Source organism: Croceibacter atlanticus HTCC2559 (assembly GCF_000196315.1).
In the GTDB taxonomy this organism is placed as follows: Bacteria; Bacteroidota; Bacteroidia; order Flavobacteriales; family Flavobacteriaceae; genus Croceibacter; species Croceibacter atlanticus.
In genome coordinates, this window is sequence record NC_014230.1 from 2,064,302 (window position 1) to 2,087,326 (window position 23,025).

General features: G+C 32.9%; 20 protein-coding genes. 14 read left to right on the forward strand and 6 right to left on the reverse strand.

Going from position 1 to position 23,025, the window contains the following annotated elements; genetic code table 11:
- Window positions 1–14 precede the first annotated feature (14 nt).
- From CA2559_RS09320 to CA2559_RS09385, 14 genes are all read left to right on the forward strand, one after another.
- The gene (locus CA2559_RS09320) at window positions 15–533 is read left to right on the forward strand and encodes a DUF6913 domain-containing protein (protein WP_013187630.1); all 519 of its coding nucleotides are present in this window, start codon (window positions 15–17) and stop codon (window positions 531–533) included.
- Entirely contained in the window at window positions 534–1,412 is an 879-nt protein-coding gene (dapA, locus tag CA2559_RS09325; protein ID WP_013187631.1) for a 4-hydroxy-tetrahydrodipicolinate synthase, read from the forward strand.
- Between the two features lie 142 nt (window positions 1,413–1,554).
- A complete protein-coding gene (locus tag CA2559_RS09330) occupies window positions 1,555–2,373 on the forward strand; it encodes an outer membrane protein assembly factor BamD (protein WP_041240980.1) in 819 nt (272 codons plus the stop codon).
- Between the two features lie 18 nt (window positions 2,374–2,391).
- Window positions 2,392–2,724: a DNA-directed RNA polymerase subunit omega gene (locus tag CA2559_RS09335; RefSeq protein WP_013187633.1), complete on the forward strand. Its 333-nt coding sequence runs from the start codon at window positions 2,392–2,394 to the stop codon at window positions 2,722–2,724.
- Window positions 2,725–2,727: 3 nt separating this feature from the next.
- Entirely contained in the window at window positions 2,728–3,939 is a 1,212-nt protein-coding gene (gene coaBC / locus CA2559_RS09340; protein ID WP_013187634.1) for a bifunctional phosphopantothenoylcysteine decarboxylase/phosphopantothenate--cysteine ligase CoaBC, read from the forward strand.
- The gene (porD, locus tag CA2559_RS09345; protein WP_013187635.1) at window positions 3,932–4,822 is read left to right on the forward strand and encodes a type IX secretion system protein PorD; all 891 of its coding nucleotides are present in this window, start codon (window positions 3,932–3,934) and stop codon (window positions 4,820–4,822) included. The genes coaBC and porD overlap by 8 nt, the downstream gene beginning before the upstream one ends.
- Window positions 4,823–4,883: 61 nt before the next feature.
- Window positions 4,884–6,536 (forward strand): DNA repair protein RecN, encoded by a 1,653-nt coding sequence (recN, locus tag CA2559_RS09350; RefSeq protein WP_013187636.1) that lies wholly within the window; start codon window positions 4,884–4,886, stop codon window positions 6,534–6,536.
- A gap of 46 nt (window positions 6,537–6,582) precedes the next feature.
- Window positions 6,583–7,398 carry an enoyl-ACP reductase FabI gene (locus CA2559_RS09355; RefSeq protein WP_013187637.1) on the forward strand — a complete coding sequence of 272 codons (816 nt, stop codon included), beginning with the start codon at window positions 6,583–6,585 and terminating at the stop codon, window positions 7,396–7,398.
- A gap of 197 nt (window positions 7,399–7,595) precedes the next feature.
- A complete protein-coding gene (locus tag CA2559_RS09360; protein WP_013187638.1) occupies window positions 7,596–11,921 on the forward strand; it encodes a fibronectin type III domain-containing protein in 4,326 nt (1,441 codons plus the stop codon).
- 85 nt (window positions 11,922–12,006) lie between these two features.
- A complete protein-coding gene (locus CA2559_RS09365; RefSeq protein ID WP_041240981.1) occupies window positions 12,007–13,008 on the forward strand; it encodes a glycosyltransferase in 1,002 nt (333 codons plus the stop codon).
- Window positions 13,005–13,964 carry a YbbR-like domain-containing protein gene (locus tag CA2559_RS09370; RefSeq protein WP_013187640.1) on the forward strand — a complete coding sequence of 320 codons (960 nt, stop codon included), beginning with the start codon at window positions 13,005–13,007 and terminating at the stop codon, window positions 13,962–13,964. Before CA2559_RS09365 ends, CA2559_RS09370 begins: the two co-directional genes overlap by 4 nt.
- Window positions 13,961–14,554, forward strand: coding sequence for a dephospho-CoA kinase (gene coaE / locus CA2559_RS09375; RefSeq protein ID WP_013187641.1), 594 nt, complete (start codon window positions 13,961–13,963; stop codon window positions 14,552–14,554). The genes CA2559_RS09370 and coaE overlap by 4 nt, the downstream gene beginning before the upstream one ends.
- 87 nt (window positions 14,555–14,641) lie before the next feature.
- Window positions 14,642–16,177 (forward strand): sensor histidine kinase, encoded by a 1,536-nt coding sequence (locus CA2559_RS09380; protein ID WP_013187642.1) that lies wholly within the window; start codon window positions 14,642–14,644, stop codon window positions 16,175–16,177.
- Between the two features lie 3 nt (window positions 16,178–16,180).
- Complete coding sequence (locus tag CA2559_RS09385; RefSeq protein ID WP_013187643.1) at window positions 16,181–16,891, forward strand: response regulator transcription factor; 711 nt, start codon at window positions 16,181–16,183, stop codon at window positions 16,889–16,891.
- A gap of 46 nt (window positions 16,892–16,937) precedes the next feature.
- Here CA2559_RS09385 and miaA read toward each other — a convergent pair whose 3' ends face one another.
- Genes miaA through CA2559_RS09415 form a run of 6 tightly spaced genes read right to left on the reverse strand, consistent with a single transcriptional unit; the run spans window position 16,938 to window position 23,020 of the window.
- Window positions 16,938–17,849, reverse strand: a complete 912-nt coding sequence (gene miaA, locus CA2559_RS09390) for a tRNA (adenosine(37)-N6)-dimethylallyltransferase MiaA (RefSeq protein ID WP_013187644.1) — start codon at window positions 17,847–17,849, stop codon at window positions 16,938–16,940.
- A gap of 2 nt (window positions 17,850–17,851) precedes the next feature.
- The gene (locus CA2559_RS09395; protein ID WP_013187645.1) at window positions 17,852–18,718 is read right to left on the reverse strand and encodes an ion transporter; all 867 of its coding nucleotides are present in this window, start codon (window positions 18,716–18,718) and stop codon (window positions 17,852–17,854) included.
- A gap of 48 nt (window positions 18,719–18,766) precedes the next feature.
- Complete coding sequence (locus CA2559_RS09400) at window positions 18,767–20,140, reverse strand: exonuclease domain-containing protein (protein ID WP_013187646.1); 1,374 nt, start codon at window positions 20,138–20,140, stop codon at window positions 18,767–18,769.
- A gap of 15 nt (window positions 20,141–20,155) precedes the next feature.
- Window positions 20,156–20,815, reverse strand: a complete 660-nt coding sequence (locus CA2559_RS09405; protein ID WP_013187647.1) for a YggS family pyridoxal phosphate-dependent enzyme — start codon at window positions 20,813–20,815, stop codon at window positions 20,156–20,158.
- A gap of 57 nt (window positions 20,816–20,872) precedes the next feature.
- Window positions 20,873–22,108 carry a DUF1015 domain-containing protein gene (locus CA2559_RS09410; protein ID WP_013187648.1) on the reverse strand — a complete coding sequence of 412 codons (1,236 nt, stop codon included), beginning with the start codon at window positions 22,106–22,108 and terminating at the stop codon, window positions 20,873–20,875.
- A 24-nt stretch (window positions 22,109–22,132) separates the two neighbouring features.
- Window positions 22,133–23,020, reverse strand: a complete 888-nt coding sequence (locus CA2559_RS09415; RefSeq protein ID WP_013187649.1) for a 3-hydroxybutyryl-CoA dehydrogenase — start codon at window positions 23,018–23,020, stop codon at window positions 22,133–22,135.
- Window positions 23,021–23,025: the final 5 nt, after the last annotated feature.

The following is a 23,025-nucleotide window of genomic DNA, read 5'->3' on the forward strand; positions in this document are numbered from 1 at the left end:
GATTTTAAAGAGCTATGGTATTAAATAAAATGAAACGGGCTTCAATAAAACGAAGCATACAAAAACTTACTACAAATAGAGTTTTAGAAAACCATAATTCTAAAATAGAGAAAGTTGTTTGTTTGGTAGATATCGATGTGTTTAGTACAGTTCAAGAACTAGATAAATTTGCAGAATCCTTAGGTGTAAAACCAAAAGATTTTAAGGTTATAGGGTATTCAGCTCAAAAGAAAACCATTAAAACTTATTCTGGGTTGCTTTTTACAAGCACAAAGATTGGCTGGAAAGGTGTGGTTAAAGATTCTGAAATAAAGGATATCATAGAACAACCAACAGATTTGCTTATAAATTACTATAATAAAGACGTTTTAGGCCTTGCATTGCTAAGTGCAAAAAGTTCTGCAAAATTTAAGGTAGGATTAGGTAATGTTAATCCGCAGTTAAATGATTTAATAATAGGCTGTGATATTACAGATATTAATACATTTAAAACCGAAATGGTAAAATATTTAAAAGTACTCAATAAACTATAAATGAAAAGCTTAACAGGAACAGGTGTAGCAATTATCACACCTTTTGATCAAGATAAAAATGTAGATGTAGAAGCACTACAGAATATAGTCGAATTTCAGATTGAAAATAATATAGACTATATCGTAATTTTAGGTACAACCGCAGAGAATGCAACTCTAACCAAATCTGAAAAAGAATTGGTTATCAATACTATTGTAAAGCAAACAAATAAACGTATACCGTTAGTTTTAGGGATTGGCGGCAATAATACCAGTGCAGTTGTAGAAGAATTTAAAACTACAGATGTTTCAGCGTTTGAAGCTATACTTTCTGTATCTCCATATTACAACAAACCAACTCAAGACGGTATATACGAACATTATAAAGCAATTTCTGCAGTTTCAACAAAACCAATTATAGTTTATAATGTGCCAGGAAGAACATCTTCTAATATTTTACCTGAAACAATAGCAAGACTGGCTAAAGATTTTAGCAATATTGTTGGGATAAAAGAAGCTAAAGGAGATATAGTTCAGGCTATGAAAATGATTGCAGAGACACCAGATAATTTTATGGTAATTTCTGGAGATGATATGATTACCTTGCCAATGGTCTTGGCTGGTGGTTCTGGTGTAATTTCTGTAATAGCTCAAGGTTTACCTTCAGAATTTACAAAAATGGTTAATCTCGGCCTTGAGGGTAATGCTAAAGAGGCATTTAAAATTCATCATAACATAGCACCAGTGATAGATTATATTTTTGAAGAAGGAAATCCTGCTGGAATAAAGTCTGTGCTAGAGTACAAAGGCTATTGCACTCCAGAAGTAAGACTACCATTGATAAAAGCTTCAGCAGTTTTACAGGCTAAAATTAAAGATTTTATGACAAGCTTGTCATAAGAGCAACTATTCATCGTATTTCTAAAAGACAACCAAATTACTAAGACAATAATTTCTAATTAATCTGGTTGTTTTTACTAGATAACTTTAATTTTTATAACTCGGCAGAATACAGTACTTTTGCCAGATGTTTTTACAGCACATGAAGCACTTATTTTTTACATTACTTACTATTATCTTGTTCTCGTCTTGTAGCGAATATCAAAAAGCATTGAAAAATGATGATATTGCTAAGAAATACGAACTTGGTATTTCGTATTACGAACAAGCACAAGATGGCGCAAAAAGGCCTAAAGCAAAATATAGAAAAGCTATAAAGTTGTTTGAGCAAATTTTACCACAATATAGAGGAAAACCTCAAGGTGAAAAATTAGCCTTTGTTTATGCAAATTCATACTACGAGTTAGAAGATTATTTTCTTTCAGGATACCAGTTTGAACGTTTTACAAAAGCATATCCAGATAGTGATAGGGTAGAAGAAGCTGCATTTAAAAGTGCAAGAAGTTATTATGAAGGCTCTCCAAGATATTCCTTAGATCAAGCAGATACAGACAAAGCTTTAGATAAATTACAATTATACTTTGTTACCTATCCAGAAGGCCAGTTTATTGAGGAAGCAAACGTAATGGCTACAGAGCTTGGACAAAAGCTTGAGAAGAAAGCTTACGAAATAGCTAAGCAATACCATCATACAGAAAACTATAAACCTGCTATTGAAGCTTTTGATAATTATTTAGTAGATTATCCTGGCTCATCGTACAGAGAAAAAGCAATTTATTACAAATTTGAGTCTGCTTATCTATTGGCAATTAACAGCTATGATTATTTAGTTGAAGAGCGTTTATTAGTAGCTAAAAGTTATCTTGATAATTACTTTAAGTATTACCAAGATGGAGAATTGTCTGTAAAAGCCAATGAGCTTAAAGCAGATATAGAAGAAAGATTACAAGAATATTCATAATTTATATACAGAACGACTATGGACGTTAAGAAGATTGATGCACCAGTAAACACAACAACTATCGATAAGAATAAGTTGGATGCGCCTACAGATAATATCTATGAGGCAATTTCAATTATCGCTAAACGTGCTACTCAAATAAACTCTGAGATTAAGAAAGAGCTTATCGAGAAATTAGATGAGTTTGCTACCTATACAGATAGTCTTGATGAAATCTTTGAAAACAAAGAACAGATTGAAGTTTCTAAGTTTTACGAAGGTTTACCAAAGCCACACGCAATGGCTGTACAAGAATGGTTAGAAGAAAAAATCTACTACAGAAATACTAAAGAAGAAAGTCAAGACGCATAATTTATGAGTCTACTTAGTGGAAAAAAAGTACTTATTGGCGTAACTGGTGGTATCGCAGCATACAAGTCTGCACTATTAGTACGCCAATTTATTAAATATGGTGCAGAGGTTAAGGTTGTGATGACACCTTCTGCTAAAGATTTTGTAACACCACTAACACTATCTACACTTTCCAAAAATGAGGTGTTTTCGTCATTTTATAATGAAGAAGACGAAAATGCGCAATGGAACAACCACGTAGATCTAGGTCTTTGGGCAGACCTTATGGTTATTGCTCCTGCAACCGCTAATACATTATCAAAAATGGCTAGTGGTACAAGTGATAATTTACTACTAGCAACTTATCTTTCAGCAAAATGTCCAGTATATTTTGCACCAGCTATGGATTTGGATATGTACAAACATCCATCCTCTTTACAAAGCTTTAAAACATTGCAATCTTTTGGAAACATCATGATTCCTGCCGGTTCTGGAGAGCTAGCAAGTGGTTTACATGGTGAAGGTCGTATGGCAGAGCCAGAAGAAATAGCTGCTTTTATAGAGCAACACCTAAAAGCTAGTGCTCCTTTATTACATAAAAAAGTAATTATTACAGCTGGTCCTACATACGAAGCAATAGACCCTGTACGTTTTATAGGTAATCACTCAAGCGGTAAGATGGGTTATGAGCTTGCAAAACAAGCCGCAAAACAAGGCGCAAATGTAATTTTAGTAAGTGGACCATCAAGCTTAACTATTGTTGATGATAGTGTAACTCTTATTAGAGTTAATACTGCACAACAAATGTATGATGAGGTACACAAACATTATGATTCTGTAGATGTTGGTATAGCTGCAGCAGCAGTTTCAGATTATAGACCTAAAGTAGTCGCAGACCAGAAAATTAAGAAAGCTGGAGAGGAGATGACTATTGTTTTAGAAAAATCTCCAGACATATTACTGTCTATGGGACAGCATAAAAAAAATCAACTTTTAGTAGGGTTTGCTTTAGAGACAGAAAATGAAATAGCAAATGCTAAAAAGAAACTTGAAAAGAAAAATTTAGATTTTATTGTTTTAAATTCGTTAAACGACAAAGGTGCTGGATTTAAGAAAGACACCAATAAAATTACAATTATAGATAAGGCACACAATGCTAAGAGTTTTGATTTAAAATCAAAAGCAGAAGTTGCCAAGGATATTATTAATGAAGTTATAGCAAAATTAAATGCGTAAATTTTTAGTATTAGGAGCGTTAGTATTATTTGGGTGGTCTTTAAACGCTCAAGAACTTAATTGTCAAGTTGTGGTTAATGCACAACAGTCTTCTAATTCTAATTTATCTGTATTTAAAACCTTAGAGAAATCTGTACAGGAATTTATTAACCAAACTACTTGGACAAATAAAAACTTTGGCCAACAAGAACGTATAGATTGTAGTATGTTTATTACAGTAAATAAACAAGAAGGCACAAACTTTAATGCTACTATACAAGTACAATCAACAAGGCCTGTTTATGGTTCTTCATTAGAAACCACAACTTTTAACTTTAATGATGAGCAGTTCAACTTTATTTATACAGAGTATCAGCCATTAGCATATGACCCAAATTCTTTCGACTCAAATTTAATATCTGTAATTAGTTTTTATGTATATACAATACTAGGGTTAGATGCAGACACTTTTGAGCAGGAAGGTGGTACAATGTATCATGAAGAAGCAAAACAAATTGTAAATACTGCACAACAGAGTAATACAGCAGGTTGGAGAGCTACAGATGGAAATAAATCACGCTTTAGGTTAAATGCAGATTTATTAGCAAATGCATTTACTAATTACAGAACTGCAATGTATACTTACCATAGGCAAGGTTTAGATCTTATGCACGAAGATCAGGAGTTAGCTAAACAGAGTATAGCATCTTCTATTACCTTATTAAAGGATATGTATAATAGTAGACCTAATTCATTATTAAATAGAGTATTCTTCGATGCAAAATCAGATGAAATTGAAGCTATATTTTCTGGTGGCCCATCTTTATCAATCAAAGAAACGGTAAACAACCTTAACCGAATAGCACCGTTTTATAAGGACAATTGGAGAAATATTAAATTCTAAGATTTCTTTTTTTTAAGCTTAGGTTTCTCACGTATCTTTAGACCAATTCAAACTACAAGACTTGTTACAATCATTATCTATAAAAAACTTTGCATTAATTGAAGATGTCAACCTTCAGCTAAACGAAGGGTTTTCAATAATTACTGGAGAGACTGGTGCAGGAAAGTCTATTCTTTTGGGAGCTTTATCTTTGCTGTTGGGTAAAAGAGCAGATTTAAGTGCAATAAAAGATTCAACAAAAAAATGCACTATAGAAGGTGTCTTTAATATTGAAGCTTATAAACTCTCCACATTATTTAAAGATGAAGATTTAGACTATGAAGACCAAACATTTATAAGACGCGAGATTTTACCATCTGGTAAGTCGAGAGCTTTTGTGAATGATACACCTGTAAACCTTTCTGCATTACAGGCTTTGGGCAGTAAATTGGTTGACATACACAGTCAACATGAAACCTTAAGTTTAGGAGATCTTAATTATCAATATTTAGTTTTAGATACTTTTGGAAATTCACTAAAAGAGCTTCATAAATACCAACATGATTTAGCTGAACTGCGAAGGTTATATAAAGAATTAGAAGTTTTAAAATCTAATCAAGCTGAAGCTAATAAAGTTTACGATTATAATGTCTTTCTATTAGAAGAGCTAGAAAAAGCAGCTTTAAAAAAAGGAATGCTTGAGGAGTTAGAAGAAACTCAAGATCAACTAAGTAATGTAGAACTTTTAAAAGAGCATTTAGGAAGTTCTGCAAATGATCTGCAACAAGAACAGTTAGGTGTACTGGAGCAATTAAGGACTATAAAAAGAAACTTATCTACAGTCTCTGGTTTTTCGAAAACCTATGCAGAGCTTTTAAACCGTATTGAAAGCAGTATTATCGAATTAGAAGATGTAGCTGAAATAATAGAAGAAGAATTTGAAAATTTAGAAGACAATCCTAAATTATTGGAAAGCACCAATGATAAGCTTCAATTAATTTACAACCTATTTAAAAAGCACAACGTTGAGTCTATTTCAGAACTATTAAAAATTGAAGAAGAGTTAGCAGAAACTGTAACTATATCACAAAATGCAGATGGCGCTATTAAAAGCCTTACTTCAAAAATAGAGACTAATAAAGAAGCACTTAAGGCAGATGCTTTAAAGCTTCAACAGAAACGATTAAAAGCTGTACCTAAATTAGTTTCTAATATAGAAAAGCTATTAGCGGAGTTGGGCATGCCTAATGCAAAGATTAAAATTGAGATAAATCCAGTCGAGCGTTTTACAAACTATGGTAGTGAAGATATGGCTTGGTTACTTTCAGCAAATAAAGGCGGACATTATTCAGACATTAAAAAAGCAGCAAGTGGTGGTGAATTGTCTCGTATTATGCTAGCTATAAAAAGTTTACTGGCTAAGAAAAGTAAACTACCTACTATAATTTTTGATGAGATAGATACAGGAGTATCTGGTGAGATAGCAAAAAAAATAGGAGATATTATGTTTGATATGGGTAAAGATTTACAAGTCTTATCTATAACACACCTACCTCAAATAGCTGCTAAAGGACAACACCATTATAAGGTTTATAAAGAAGATTTAAACAATACAACAGTTACACAAATAAGAAAATTAGAAACAGAAGATAGAGTAATTGAGCTTGCAGAAATGCTAGGCGGCAAATCTAAAAGTGAAGCTGTCTTGGCACACGCAAAGTCTTTACTTAACTAATAGTTTTGTTATATTTACCCCTAACTAATAAAAACAACCAATATCAATGTCATATAACTTATTAAAAGGAAAACGCGGGATTATATTTGGAGCTTTAGATGAGAACTCTATTGCTTGGAAAACAGCAGAAAGAATACATGAAGAAGGAGGAACTTTTGTTTTAACAAACGCACCTATAGCTATGCGTATGGGAAAAATTAAAGATCTTGCAGAAAAAACAGGTTCAGAAATCATTCCTGCAGACGCTACCAAAGTAGAAGATCTTGAAGCATTAGTTGATGGTGCTATGGAAAAACTAGGAGGGAAACTGGACTTTGTTCTTCACTCAATAGGAATGTCTGTTAATGTAAGAAAAGGTAATCATTATACAGATATGAATTATGACTATACAACCAAAGGTTGGGATGTATCTGCAGTTTCATTTCATAAAACTATGCAGTCTCTTTATAAAAAGGATGCGATGAATGAATGGGGTAGTATAGTTGCATTAACGTATATGGCAGCCCAACGTGTATTTCCAGATTATAATGATATGGCAGATAATAAAGCCTATTTAGAGTCTATTGCACGTAGCTTTGGATATTTCTTTGGTAAGGATAAAAAAGTTAGAGTCAATACAATATCACAATCTCCAACACCTACAACTGCTGGACAAGGTGTTAAAGGTTTCGATGGCTTTATAGCGTATGCAGATAAAATGTCTCCATTGGGTAATGCAACAGCTTTAGATTGTGCTAACTATACTGTAAGTTTATTTTCAGACCTTACAAAACGAGTAACACTTCAAAACTTATTTCATGATGGTGGCTTTTCAAATATGGGAGTTAGCCAAGCAGTAATGGAAACGTTTATGGATGAGTAAGTTATAAGTATATAATATATGTAAAAGAGCGCCAATTGGCGCTCTTTTTTGTATTACATATTATTTGTTAAAATAGGGTTTGTAATCGTGCAGTTAAATCAGATTAACGTTAAAATGTATATTTTATTAACAAAAGATTAAGGAATAATCAAATTTTGATTAGATTTGAGTTACTTTAAACTTAAAACTAAACAATTATGAGAAAAATTACATTGTTATTATTAATGATGCTTAGTGTATTCTACGGATCTGCGCAGTGCAATCCTGGAGAATCACAACTCTTCATCACAACGAGTGGCGGAAGCTTTCCTTCTGAACAATGGGTTTCTGTAACTTCTGAACCAGATGGTGCAGGCACAGTTATTTATGCACAAGGAGACGGTACATATGGTAATGGGTCAGGAAATTTAACCAATGAGCCGTTTTGTGCAACAGATGGCGAAACTTATTACATAAATGCTTATGATAGCTATGCAGATTCTTGGAATGGTGGTGTTTACACCATTACAGACGCTTCTGGAAATGTGGTAGCAAACAATGGCGGCGTTTCTCCAGATGATGGGACTGATGAAGACGCAGGCGGTGCATTTGGGAATACACAGGAACAAGAACTTGAGGTTTCTGAAGCGTTTTCTTACACGCCACCAGCTTGTGTTACGCCTTCAAATACTTTAGTTGAAAATGTAACTGCAACAACAGCAGAATTTTCATGGAACGAAGAAGTAAGTGCAACATTAGGTTATGATTGGAGAGTAATGAATGAAGGTGAAGATCCAGATGATGCTAATAATACACCAGTTGCAGAAGGTACAACTATGACATCTTCAGATACGACTATAACTATTAGTGGTTTATCTGCTGAAGTCACATATGATGCATATGTTGCTTCAAACTGTGACACAAACGGTTTTAGTGCATATTCAAGCGTAGTATCATTTACAACACCTTGCGCTGTACAGGTTCCAGATTACACAGAAACATTTAATGGTGGTGTTATTGCACCAGATTGCTGGTTAGAAGCAGGTTCTGGAGATCCTACAACTGGACCTATGGATTTAGGTTCTGGTCTTTGGAATGACGATGATTACTTAAATGATACTGTAGCATCAGGTGGTTCTGATAATTCAGCTAGTATCAATTTGTATACAAATAACAGAGAAGATTGGTTAATTTCTCCAACATTCGACCTGTCTGGAGGTACTTATCAATTAGTATATAATGTTGCGGTTACAGATTTTGCCAACTCAAATGAGCCAGAAGGTAACGGAATGGGTACAGATGATGTTGTGCAGATGTTGATTTCTGAAGATAATGGAGCTACTTGGTCACCATTAATGACATATGATGTAACAAACATTCCATCTCATTTAGGTCAAACAGAAATAGTAGATTTATCTAGTTATACGGGTAATGCAGTTTTTGCAATCTGGGCTACAGACGGTACAGTAAGTGACTCTGAAGATTATGATTTCTTTTTTGATGAATTTATAGTTAGAGTACCTCCAGCTTGTGAAGTACCTACTAACTTAGTTGCAGATAATATTGGCAGTACTTCTGCAGATTTATCTTGGGATGAAGTTACAGCAGCAAACTCAGGTTATGAATGGGTAGTAATGACAGATGGAGAAGACCCAACAGATACTGCAAATACACCAGTAGCAACAGGTACAACGGCAGCTTCAACAGAAGTTACAGCAACTGCAACAGGGCTTACTCCAGAAACAGATTACGACGTTTATGTAAGATCTAATTGCGGGACAGATAATATAAGCGAGTATTCAGATATAGTAGAAATTACTACATTACCTACTTGTCCATCAGTTTCAAATTTAACTGTTGATAGTGTAGACGAAACAAGTGCTTCAATTAGTTGGGATGCTGTTGCAAATGCTTCAGTTGGATATTTAGTTGAAGTATATGATTTTGAGGCAGACCCTGAAACAGCAACTGCTGTGTATTCGGAAACTGTTACAGATGTAACTTTAGTAATTTCAACTTTAGAAGCAGCAAATAGTTATGACGTTTATGTAACAGCAGATTGTGGTACAGAAGATGGTCAATCTACATCAGAAATGATAACAGTTTCTACAACTGTTCCAGATCCAGTATGTGGTGGTAATTTCTATGATACTGGTGGTATTGATATGGATTTCATGAACAATGAAGACTATACAGTAACTATTTTACCAGATACTGCAGGAGATTTAGTTGTTGCTACATTTACTTTAGTAGACACTTCAACGTTTGATGATCTTAGTGTTGATATAGGAGATGGAAATGGATTTCAATTAATTCCAGATTTAGCTGATGGTGAAACTTTAGTTTATACCTCAGAAGCTGCAGATGGTAGTCTTATATTCGAATTTATATCTTCAACAGTAGTTCCAAATCCAGGTTGGGAAGCAGCAATTACGTGTATTGCACCACCAGCTTGTCCAGATCCTAATAACTTAACAGTTTCAGAAGTTACTGCATTTACTGCAGATTTATCTTGGGATGAAGAAGCTAATGCTTCAAATGGTTATACTTGGGTTGTAATGGCAGATGGAGAAGATCCTACAGATGATGCTAATACGCCTGTTGCAACAGGAACTACAGCTTCTGGAGTACTAACAGCTTCGGTATCTGGTTTAGAATCTAATACAGCATACGATGCTTACGTATTAGCAGATTGTGGAGACACAGACGGTTTAAGTGTATATTCTGACATAGCAGAATTTACGACGCTAATTAGTTGTGAAGCACCAAGCAATTTATTAGTTGAAAATGTTACAGTAACAGGAGCAGATTTATCTTGGGAAGAAGTAGCTAATGCTTCAAATGGATATACTTGGGTAATTATGTTAGATGGAGAAGATCCTACAGATACAGCTAACACACCAGTAGCAACAGGAACTACTGCAATGGGAGTTCTTACTGCTTCAGTTTCAGGATTAACTGAAAATACTGAATATGATGCTTACGTAAGCGCAGATTGTGGTGATACAGATGGAATGAGCGATTTTTCTGATGTTGAATCATTTACTACTCCTTGTGCTATAGTAATTCCTAACTATACTGAAGATTTTGATGGTGGAGTTGTTGCTCCTGATTGTTGGATGGAAGCAGGTTCTGGAGATCCTACAACTGGACCAATGGATCTAGGTTCTGGTCTTTGGAATGACGATGATTACTTAAATGATACTGTAGCATCAGGTGGTTCTGATAATTCAGCTAGTATCAATTTGTATACAAACAACAGAGAAGATTGGTTAATTTCTCCAACATTCGACCTGTCTGGAGATACTTATGAATTAGTATATAATGTTGCGGTTACAGATTTTGCCAACTCAAATGAGCCAGAAGGTAACGGAATGGGTACGGATGATGTTGTTCAAATGTTGATTTCTGAAGATAATGGAGCTACTTGGACACCATTAATGACATATGATGTAACAAACATTCCATCTCATTTAGGTCAAACAGAAATAGTAGACTTATCTAGTTATACAGGTAATGCAGTTTTTGCAATCTGGGCTACAGATGGAACAGTTAATGATTCAGAAGACTATGATTTCTTCTTCGATGAGTTTATTGTAAGAACTCCTTTAAACTGTGAGCCACCAGTTGCTGAGTTTAGTACAGTAGATAGTTGTGATACAGGAGAATTTTCAATAGAGGTAAATGTAACTTCTTTAGGGTCATTCTCTACTATTGATGCTTTTGATGATCAAGGTTCTGCAACACAAACAATAACAATGACAGGAACTTACACATTTGGTCCTTATGCTTCTAGTACAGATGTATTAATGACTTTAGGTGGAGATGATGCAGATTGTAATATAGATGAAATAGTAACATTTGTTTGTCCAGCACAAAACGATGAATGTGACGTAGCTACAGACCTTACAGTAGGTCAAGATTTTGAAGATTTCCCTGTAAACGGTAATAATATTGGGGCTACAGATTCTATGCAAGGAGATCCTTCTTGTGGTGCATTTGGCTTTAATGGAGGAGATGTTTGGTTTACAGTAACAGTACCTAGTGATGGTATTCTTACTATTGAAACATTATCAGCTTCTGGTAGTCCTATAGGAGATACTACAATAGATGTATACTCTGGAGCTTGTGGTGATTTAGTAGCTGTAGCTTGTGATGACGATGGTGGAGAAGGTGCATTCTCTTTAATCGAGATAAATGATATGACACTTGCAGACCAAACACTTTATGTAAGAGCTTGGGAGTATGGTAATAATGCATTTGGAGAATTCCAAATCTCTGCTTACAATGCAAATGTTGTAGGTGTAGAGGATATTAATGAAAATGCTAATATTTTCCTTTATCCTAATCCTGCTTCTAGTGAATTACATATTTCTGGATTGCAAGAAGTTACTAACGTATCTATATTTAATATGTTAGGTCAGAAAGTTCTTTCAACTAAAACACAGAATATGATTAATGTTTCAGATTTAAGTACTGGAATGTATGTTGTAACTATTGATAATAATGGAGTTAAGAAAACAATGCGTTTTATTAAAGAGTAATCTTTAAGACTTTATTATTTAGATTTTATAATTCAAAATCCCGAAGCATTTGCTTCGGGATTTTTTATTTGGCTACCTTTACAGAGTGAAATTATCGTACTCTTTTATCATACCGGTTTTTAATAGACCACAAGAAATTGATGAACTTCTGCAAAGCATGCAGAAGCTAAATTTTACATCAGAATTTGAGATTGTAATAGTTGAAGATGGCTCTACACTTTCATCTAAATCTGTAGTAGATGAGTTTAAAAATAGCTTAAATATTTCCTATTATTTTAAAGAAAATTCTGGTCCAGGCGATTCTCGAAATTTTGGAATGTCTAAAGCCAAAGGAAATTACTTTTTAATACTAGATTCAGACGTAATTTTACCTCAAGACTACCTTTTAGAAGTAGATAGAGGCTTATCTGCTAATTACACAGACTGTTTTGGAGGACCAGATGCAGCACATGATTCTTTTACAGACATACAAAAGGCTATAAATTATGTGATGACTTCTTTTATTACCACTGGTGGAATACGAGGTAATAAAACGTCTACTATAAATTTTGAGCCACGTAGCTTTAATATGGGATTATCTAAGACAGCTTTTTTAGCGTCTAAAGGCTTCGGTAAAATACATCCTGGTGAAGATCCAGATTTATCATTACGATTACTAAAACTAGGATTTAAGTCTCAACTATTAGAAAAAGCAAAGGTCTTTCATAAAAGACGTATAAATTGGCATAAATTTTATATTCAGGTAAATAAATTTGGTAAGGTAAGACCAATACTAACTAAATGGCATCCTACAAGTGCTAAACTAACATTTTGGTTTCCTCTACTGTTTTGTTTAGGCTTTTTACTAGGTTTAATAGGAGTATTCTTTAATTTTTACTTTTTGTTATACTGCTATTTTGGTTATACATTAGTACTATTTATTCACTCTACTATTATTAATAAAAGTATTAAAATTGGCTTTTATTCGGTTTTGGCAATGTGTATTCAGTTTTATGGCTATGGTACAGGATTTGCAGTTTCAAAACTATATATTGGACTTATGAAAAGACAAGAACAACAACAATTCCCAAATCTTTTTTTTAAATGAGAAAAAAAGAGCAGCCTATTTCTATATTTAAAAAATTTAAGCAATCTAACTTTAAGGCATTTTTGTTTTTTCTCTGCATGTCTTTTGTTGTTTGGATACTTGTACAGTTTGCAAAACCCTATAAACAAACTTTAGATTTTGATATTAGGTACACAAATATTCCTAAGGATAAATTAGTGGAGAATAATGATAATAGCTTAAAAGTTACCATAGAAACCACAGGATTTAGATTAATAAGTTACACGTTCTTTAAACCTTATATAGATATAAATTTATCTAACTTAGAAATTGCATCAAACGAATTTATATTCGACATCAGTGAAAATAAAGAGTTTATTGCTAAGGAATTAAAAATATCAGAAGATGTTATTTCTTTAAAAAAAGAATCAATAAATATTCCTTTTAGTCAAAAAACTGTAAAAATACTTCCTGTAAATATTGCACATAATATTAAATACGCTGTAGGATTTTCTAATGTAAGTGATTTTAAAACAAACCCAGATTCAATTAAAGTAAGTGGTCCAAAATCTGTTTTAGACACATTGGAAGTTATCAATACAGAAGAAGTAAAGTATGATAATGTAAACAATAGTATTACTGGAGAAGTTACTGTGAACCAAGCTAAATATAAAGATGTTACATTTTATGAAACCAAAATTTCTTATGAGATTGAAGTAGCCAAGTTTACAGAAGGTAGAGTTAAAGTCCCTATTGAAATAATTAATGTTCCCAATAACGTGTCTGTAAGCATATTTCCTAAAGAGGTATATGTGGTTTACCAAGCAAGCTTAGAGAATTTCAATTTAATTTCATCTGAAGATTTTAGAGTAGTTAAAGACTTTAAAGAATTAAAATCTGAATCAGATTATTTTATCCCTAAATTGTACAAAACTTCACAACTATCTACAGAATCTAGAGTATTAGATACCAAGGTAGAGTTTATTATAAAGCAATGATAACAGTAGGTTTAACAGGAGGAATAGGTAGTGGTAAATCTACCGTTGCAAAAATGTTTGAAGATTTAAGCATCCCGATTTTTATTGCAGATATAGAAGCAAAACGCTTAATGAATTCCTCTAAAATTATTAGGCGTAAGCTAATTAAAGAGTTTGGTGATAACGCCTATACAGAAACAGGTTTAAATAGACCATTTATAGCAAGTATTGTATTTAATAATAAGGAAAAACTTTCTATACTAAATTCAATTGTTCATCCTAAAGTACACCAATCCTATAACCGTTGGCTTAAAAAACATAAAGACGAAGTTTATACGGTATATGAAGCAGCTATTATTTTTGAACTAGAAAGGCAGAATGAATTTGATTATACAATTTTAGTAACCGCAGATGAAAATTTGAAATTGGACCGTTTAATAAAACGCGATAATACAACTAAGGAAGAATTACAGAAAAGAATGAATAATCAATGGTCTGATGAAAAGAAAATACCTTTAGCCGACTTTGTAATTGAAAATGATAATTTAAACCACACAAAAGCACAAGTATCTATAATTAATAGTCAATTAATAAAGAAACACAATTCTTAACAATTTGTTAAATTTAACAATTATGAATGTTAAAATTGTACATTTGAGTGAATGAATAAAAGGCTTTTCTACTTACTGGTAACCCTAATGAGTGTCTCACTTATTGGGATTGTTTTTGTTCAAGGGTATTGGATTAAAAATACCGTAGAGGTTAATGAACAACAGTTTTCATTAAAAGCCAATCAAATTCTTCTAGATGTTTCTAACAGATTAGAATTACGTGAGTTAGAAATATATTACTTCGCATTTAAGAAAGTTGCAGATAGTATAGGTTCTGCCCAAGATGTTTCTTTTGGTGAATTCTTCAAAATTCAGCAAGACGATTTTACAAATGAGACATTTATATATTCCAATGGCTTATTAGAGGAAGATTATAAGATATCATCATCATTCTTAAACTCCAATGTTGATAGTTTAAAATTTAAAAAGCTTGTAAAACAACAAGCTGAACGTATTATAAAAGAGAAAAGCGCTCAGAAATCTCCGAAAATATCAGATAAGCGTATTCAGGAGCTTATAAATATGGATCCCTTTGAAAAGGATTATATTAGGCGTGCTGTACAAATTTATGGATCTAAACTGCCTATACATAGGCGTGTGCCAAAAAATGTACTTCGAGATTATCTAACTGAAGAGCTTGAGATTAGAAACTTAAATACAGATTTTGAATATGGTATTTATAGTAATTCATTAGCAACTAAAGTTCGTACAGAAGACTTTGAGTTAAAGTCATCTTCAACCTATGGCATCTCGCTTTTTGACACGCAATTAAATAAAAGTGGTTATACTTTATATGTAAACTTTCCGCAAAAGAATAGCTTGATACTGAGTAGTATAACATTACTTTCTGTATTATCAATCATTTTTACGCTTATCATTATTGTGGCGTATACCAGTGCATTAACCCAATTAATAAGACAGCGTCAAATCTCAGAAATTAAGACAGACTTTATTAATAACATGACGCACGAGTTTAAAACGCCAATTGCTACAACAAAATTGGCTTTGGACTTTTTGAAGAACCCAAAAGCCCAATCTAAACCAGAAATACTACAAAGGTATTTAGGGATGATACGCGAAGAAAATGAGCGTATGAACAGTCAAGTAGAAAACATCTTGCAAATAAGTAGGCTAGAGAAGAATGAACTTGATATTAAGAAAGAACCAAAGAATATTCACGATCTTATTAAGAAGTCTATGGATCACGTAACACTTCTTGTGGAGAATAGAGATGGTTATTTAAAAAGCCACTTTGGAGCATTAAAAACAAATGTATTAGCTAACGAGTCTCACTTAACAAATGTTATTGTAAATATTTTAGACAATGCTAATAAATATTCACCAGAAGCTCCTAAAATAGATATTTACACAGAAAATGTTAAGAACCATATTTTAATTAAAATAAGAGACCAAGGTTCTGGTATGAATAAAAAAACAAGACTTAATATATTTGATAAATTTTACAGAGCACATACAGGAGATGTGCATGATGTAAAAGGACATGGATTGGGTCTTGCTTACTCTAAGCGAATAGTAGAAGAGCATTATGGAGAAATTACCGTAAACTCTGAAAGAGGGAAAGGAAGTACCTTTATAATTAAATTACCAATAATTAATCAATAACAAATGGAAACTGAAAACAAAAAAATCCTACTGGTAGAAGACGATCCAAATTTTGGAATCGTACTTAAAGATTACCTATCTATGAATGATTACGAAGTAACTCATGCCAAGAATGGTATGGAAGGCTTTGAAAAATTTAAAAAAGACGATTACGATCTTTGTATTCTAGATGTAATGATGCCTTATAAGGATGGCTTTACTTTAGCAAAAGAAATACGAGAAAAGAACGAGGAAGTACCAATTATCTTTTTAACTGCTAAGGCAATGAAAGAAGATGTCCTTAAAGGTTATAAGGTTGGAGCAGATGACTACTTAAATAAGCCGTTTGATAGTGAGGTGCTTTTAATGAAGATTCAAGCTATCATGCAACGTAAGAGTACAGAAACAGTTGCAGACAGTAAGCAATTTGAGTTTAACATTGGTAATTTCCACCTAAACTCTAAATTAAGATTCCTTACGTTTAAGGAACAAGAGCCAGAAAAATTATCTCCTAAAGAAAACGAATTGTTACGCCTTCTTGCATTACATGCTAATGATTTAATGCCAAGAGAGCTAGCACTAACTAAAATCTGGAGAGACGATAACTATTTTACATCTAGAAGTATGGACGTTTATATTGCTAAACTTCGTAAGTACTTAGATAAAGATGATTCTGTTGAAATCCTGAACATACACGGAGAAGGATTTAGACTTGTTATTAAAGAAGACGAATAAACGTTAGGTTTCCAGTTATATATACTATGCAATCTCAGTAATTAAGTTATTGGGATTGCATTTTATTGTCTATAACTTTAATAATTGTTTGTTCAGTAGTTTTGTAATTAAACCAAAGCGTGTCACTATTTTTCTTAAACCAAGTAAGTTGCCTTTTAGCAAATCGGCGTGTGTTTTTCTTTATTTCAGAAATGGCAAACTCTAGTGACCACTCATCATCTAAATAGTTAAAGAGTTCTTTATAACCAACGGTATTTAAGGCGTTGTAGTTTTTATAAGGTTCTAAAGATTTAACCTCTTTAAGCAAACCTTCAGCCATCATTATATCTACACGATCATTAATGCGTTCGTAAATCTTGGTTCGATCTGCTTCTAAACCAACTGTAATAGTATTAAAAGGACGTTCTTCTTTATCTTGTTCTAAAAAAGAAGTATAAGTTTTTTGTGTTCCAATACAAATTTCTAACGCTCTAATTACTCTATGAGGGTTGTGAATATCTACCTTTTCAAAGTACTTAGGATCTAAAGTTTTTAATTGGTTTTGTAGTGGCTCTAGGCCTTCATTTTTAAGACTATCATTTAACTTAAGCCTTATGCTTTCATCAACATCTGGAAAGTGATTAAGCCCTTTAACAATAGCATTTACATACAAACCGCTACCACCAACTAAAATAACGATATCCTGAAGTTTAAAAAGCTTTTCCAACAATGCTAATCCATCACGCTCAAAATCTCCCACAGAATAATCTTCTGTGACACTTAGATTCTGAATAAAATGATGTTTGGCAGCGCTTAACTCTTCTTTTGAAGGAACAGCTGTACCAATTGTCATCTCTTTATAAAATTGTCTCGAATCTGCTGAAACTATTTCAGTGTTGTAGTGATTAGCCAGTTTAATACTTAAGGCTGTTTTTCCAATGGCTGTAGGACCAACTACTGCTATTAAAGTCTTAGCCATAACTATTCCTCATTAAGTATAAAACCGCATTTATGGCAGTATTTAGCATTGTCCTGATGCTTAGTTGCATTACAATGCCTGCAAACCTGTGTATTAATATGTACTAAAGCATCACGTTCTTCTTTAGTGATTTTAATATCTCCTTTATTAGAATGATTATCTTTATTTACATATTCTGCGCTTACAATTCCTGTAGGTACAGCAATAATACCGTAACCTAATATCATTATTATAGCCGCAAGTAATTGTCCTAAAGGCGTAACTGGTGCTATATCTCCAAAGCCAACAGTAGTAAGTGTAACTATACACCAATACACACTAACTGGGATACTTTTAAAGCCACTAGCTTCACCTTCTATTAAATACATTAGCGTCCCAGATATAATACACATAACCAATACGCTAAATAAAAATACAAGTATTTTAGGTGTACTGTCTTTTATGGCTTTTACTAGTTTGTTAGATTCACCAATAAAGCGGGCGATTTTCAGTATTCTGAAAACTCTTAAGAGTCTTAAAGCACGTACTGTAAGCAAGTAAGTAGAACCTGCTAAAATGAATGATAAGTAGAGTGGAAGAGTAGACAATAAATCTATAATACCATAAAAGCTAAAGATGTATTTTGAAGGCTTTCTTATTGATATTATTCTAAGAATGTACTCAATTGTAAAGAAAATTGTAATAAACCACTCGCCATAATAAAGCCACTCATAGATCCATTTATCTAATCCAGCCACACTTTCTAGCATAACAAAAATGATACTAATCAAGATTAAGATTAGTAAAACCACATCAAACAACTTACCCATAGGCGTATCTGCCTCGTAAATTATTTCATGAATTTTGTCTCTAGTTTGTCCTTTACTCATAGTACATTGGGCTATTTCTTTCTGAAATTAGATAACTAAAAGCCTAAATTAGTTATCTGCCTGAAGCTTTACAATTTTAAGGCGTTTATTTCTTCGCATATAAGATTGTATGATATGCTGTGCATCTCTATCATTTTCCATTGGTGTAATAATAGATCTTATAATATCTGGATGAGAAATTTGATGATTTAAATCAAAATACCCAACACCCATAAAAACACCATTTTCTATAAGTAATGCACTTTTTTCTGAAGTTTCTCTACCACGATCTACAACAATCATATTTTGATTAGAAAAACTATACTTATCTATTATAGCTTGTATTCGTTTATTGTAAACCTCTACAGATTCCTCTGAAACACAAGCACCAAAACATTTTTTAATTGAATAATTAAAACAAGCGCTATCTGAGTTAGAAATGCTTGTTAAATTTAAACATAAACCAAATTCTTCAATTATACGATCCATAAATGATCGTGCTTGATTTTTATTGGTAAACGTAGTTATAGGAGTCTTTTTAGTCTGGTTTTTTGAGTAGTAAAGTTTTAAGTAGCCATTATCATCATAGGTTTGGTATAACCCGTAATTAAAAACAGAACGTTTTAAAGCTCTATTGTACTTAGGTTTTAGTTTTTTAATTTCTTGATTTTCTTTCAGTAATGCTACCAACTCATTTCCAGTAGCTTCATGAGTTACAGCATAAACTTCATTTTGCATTTCACGGCTCTTTACAGATTCACTTGTAAAGTGTTGGTTTAACCGCTTTCTAATATTTTTACTTTTACCTACGTATATAATCTCGCCATCATCATCGTGCATATAATACACACCTGTAGAAGATGGTAACTCTTCTACAATCCTAATGAGTTTAGTGTCTAAGGAAGATTTAGGTTTTGTTTTAATATTGGCTTTAATTATCTCTTTATCTACATCTTTCTGTAATAAGAGTTTAAAAAGTTTTACAGTAGCAATAGCATCACCATCTGCTCTATGTCTTGATGAAATAGGTATTCCTAATGCTTTGGTTAGTTTTCCTAAGCTGTAAGAGGCATGACCTGGCAATAGTTTTTTAGAGAGCTCTACACTACAAAGTGTTTCACGTTCGTATTCATAGCCTAGCCTTCTAAATTCAGTACGTAAGATTCTATAATCAAACTTAGCATTGTGTGCTACTAGTATACAATCTTGAGTAATTTCTAAAATACGTTTGGCTATCTCATAAAACTTAGGAGCATTGCGTAACATATCGTTGTTAATACCGGTTAGACCTACTACAAAGGGTTGTATAGGACGCTCTGGGTTTACCAAGCTTATAACTTGATCTACTACTTCATGACCGTCAAACTTATAGATGGCTATTTCTGTTATGCCTTCTTCGTTATACTTTCCGCCAGTAGTTTCTATGTCTAATATTGCGTACAATCTATTTTATCTCTTCTAATTGTAATTACGTTCTCCAAAAATAGCACTTCCAATCCTAACCATTGTACTTCCTTCTGTTATGGCTAACTTATAGTCTCCACTCATTCCCATTGATAATATTTTTAATGAGTTGTGATCTTTTGATAGTCTGTCAAAATGAGACTTAAGTGTTTTAAATTCTCTTTGTACTTGCTCTTCATCATTAGTAAATGTAGCCATACCCATAAAGCCAACCACATTTACATTAGGGTACGTTTTTTTAAAGTCTTTATTCAAGATAGCTTCAGCATCATTAATATCCATTCCAAACTTAGTGTCTTCTTCAGCAATCTTTATTTGCAAAAGACAGTTTATTGTTCGGTCATGTTTTTGTGCTTGCTTATTAAGTTCCTTAATTAATTTAAGCCTATCTATACCGTGAACTAAGTTTACATATTCTGCCATATACTTAACTTTATTGCTTTGTACATGACCAATCATATGCCACTCTATATCTTTAGGTAAGTTTTCCCATTTCTCTGTCATTTCCTGTATCTTGTTTTCACCAAACACACGTTGCCCAGCATTATAAGCTTCTAAGAGATCTTCTTCTGGTTTAGTTTTAGATACAGCAACTAATACAACGTCTTCAGGAAGTTGACTTTTATAGTATTTTATTTGTTCTGATATATTCATAACACTGCAAAAATACAGCTATGTAATGGGAATGTCTAATATTTATTAAGTACTTTATTAAAACTCATATATACAGATACCACTTCTTAATTTAGGCTCTATATAAGTACTTTTGGGTGGCATTGTTAGGTTGTTATCTGCAATACTTTTTAACTCTTCCATAGTAATTGGTAACATACCAAACCCTACTTCAAATTCTTTAGCATCTACAGCGTACTTTACATCTACCAAATCATTTTTACCGTGAATGTAAGATAAGCGCTTATCGTTTCTAACATCCTCAATTCCTAATATTGGATTAAGTAATATATCGTATAAAATTTGAGTGTCTAAGGCTTCTAATGGATTATTGAAATTACGATAGCGTTTTCTTAGATATAAAGAATAAAAATGCCCATCTAAATACATACTAAAATGATGTTTTTTAGAAGGCCTGTATTGTTGTGTGCCTCTATTTTCTATTCTGAAAACCATATCGAGTTTAATTAGAAACTCTTCTTTACTAAGGCCATTTAAATCTCTTACCAACCTATTAAATTGATGAATTTTTAGATTCTCCTCAGAAATATAGTAACTCATAAAATACTTGTAAGATTCATTTATGTTAGAATCTTTACTCGAAGACATATCATGATTTAGTAAAACTGAAGAAGCAGACCTATGGTGGCCATCTGCTATATAAAGCTCCGGCATTTGCTCAAACTCTTTTACAATAGTATCTATTTCTTGAGTGCCAGTAATAGGCCATAGGTAATGGGTGTCTCTATATGTGGTAGTAAACTCATACTCAGCTCGAGAAGCCATAACCTTTTTCATTATAGAAGATATGGTCTCATTTTCCTCGTAGGTAAGTAATACAGGTTCTGCGTTAAACCCTACAGTTTTAAGGTAATCCTTAAACAAGGTTTCGCGATACTCTATAGTATCTTCGTGCTTCTTTATAATATTGTTTTGGTAATCTTCTGCGCTGGAAGCACCAATAATTCCCGTAAACTCTTGAAAGTCTCTATCAATAATTTTATAGATATATAAAGATGGCACCTTATCTTTTATAAAGATGCCATCTTCTTTAAATTCTTGATATCTATTTCTTACAAGCTCAAAACGTTCTTCACCATTAATAACCTTTTGGTACTTATAACCAGGATTTACTATATGTAAAAACGAATACGGATTGTGGTCTAGTCTTGCCTCACGCTCTGCTGGCGTGTAACTTTGGTACGATCTAGAGGCGATTAGGCTTACCTTATCACGTGTTGGTCGTACAGCATTAAAAGGACGTATTACTGCCACAATTAGTGTGTATGGTTAATGAATTTAAGCAAACTGTTTGCTAACAACTTCTGCTTTTCTGTTTTCTGAATAATCGTAAAAGCCTTCACCAGACTTTACACCTAACTTACCTGCACGAACCATATTTACCAATAGTGGGCAAGGAGCATATTTAGGATTTTTAAAGCCTTCATACATTACCTCTAAAATAGAAAGACAAACATCTAAACCAATAAAATCTGCTAATTGTAATGGTCCCATTGGATGTGCCATTCCTAATTTCATAACTGTATCTATTTCATAAACACCAGCGACACCGTTGTATAGTGTTTCGATAGATTCATTTATCATAGGCATTAAGATACGGTTAGCTACAAATCCTGGATAATCATTTACCTCGACAGGAATCTTATTTAGCTTTTTAGAAAGCTCCATAATAGTATTGGTAACCTCATCACTAGTATTGTAACCTCTAATAATTTCGACCAATTTCATTACAGGTACAGGATTCATAAAGTGCATCCCGATTACTTGATCTGGTCTAGACGTTACAGCGCCAATTTGTGTAATAGAAATAGAAGAAGTATTTGTTGCCAAGATGGTATCGTCTGGACAAACCTCATCTAACTCTCTAAAAATATTTAATTTTAAATCTACATTTTCTGTAGCAGCCTCTACAACTAAACCTGCATACTCAACACCTTTAGCTATACTTGTTGTAGTATAAAGATTATCTAATGTGTTTTGTTTGTCTTCTTCAGTAATTTTTTCCTTGGCAACCATACGGTCTAAGTTCTTTGTAATGGTATCCATACCACGTTTTAAAGATGCCTCAGAAATATCTATAAGTTGTACTTTGTAACCAAATTGCGCAAAAGTATGTGCTATACCGTTGCCCATTGTTCCTGCACCTATTACTGCTATATTTTTCATGTAAG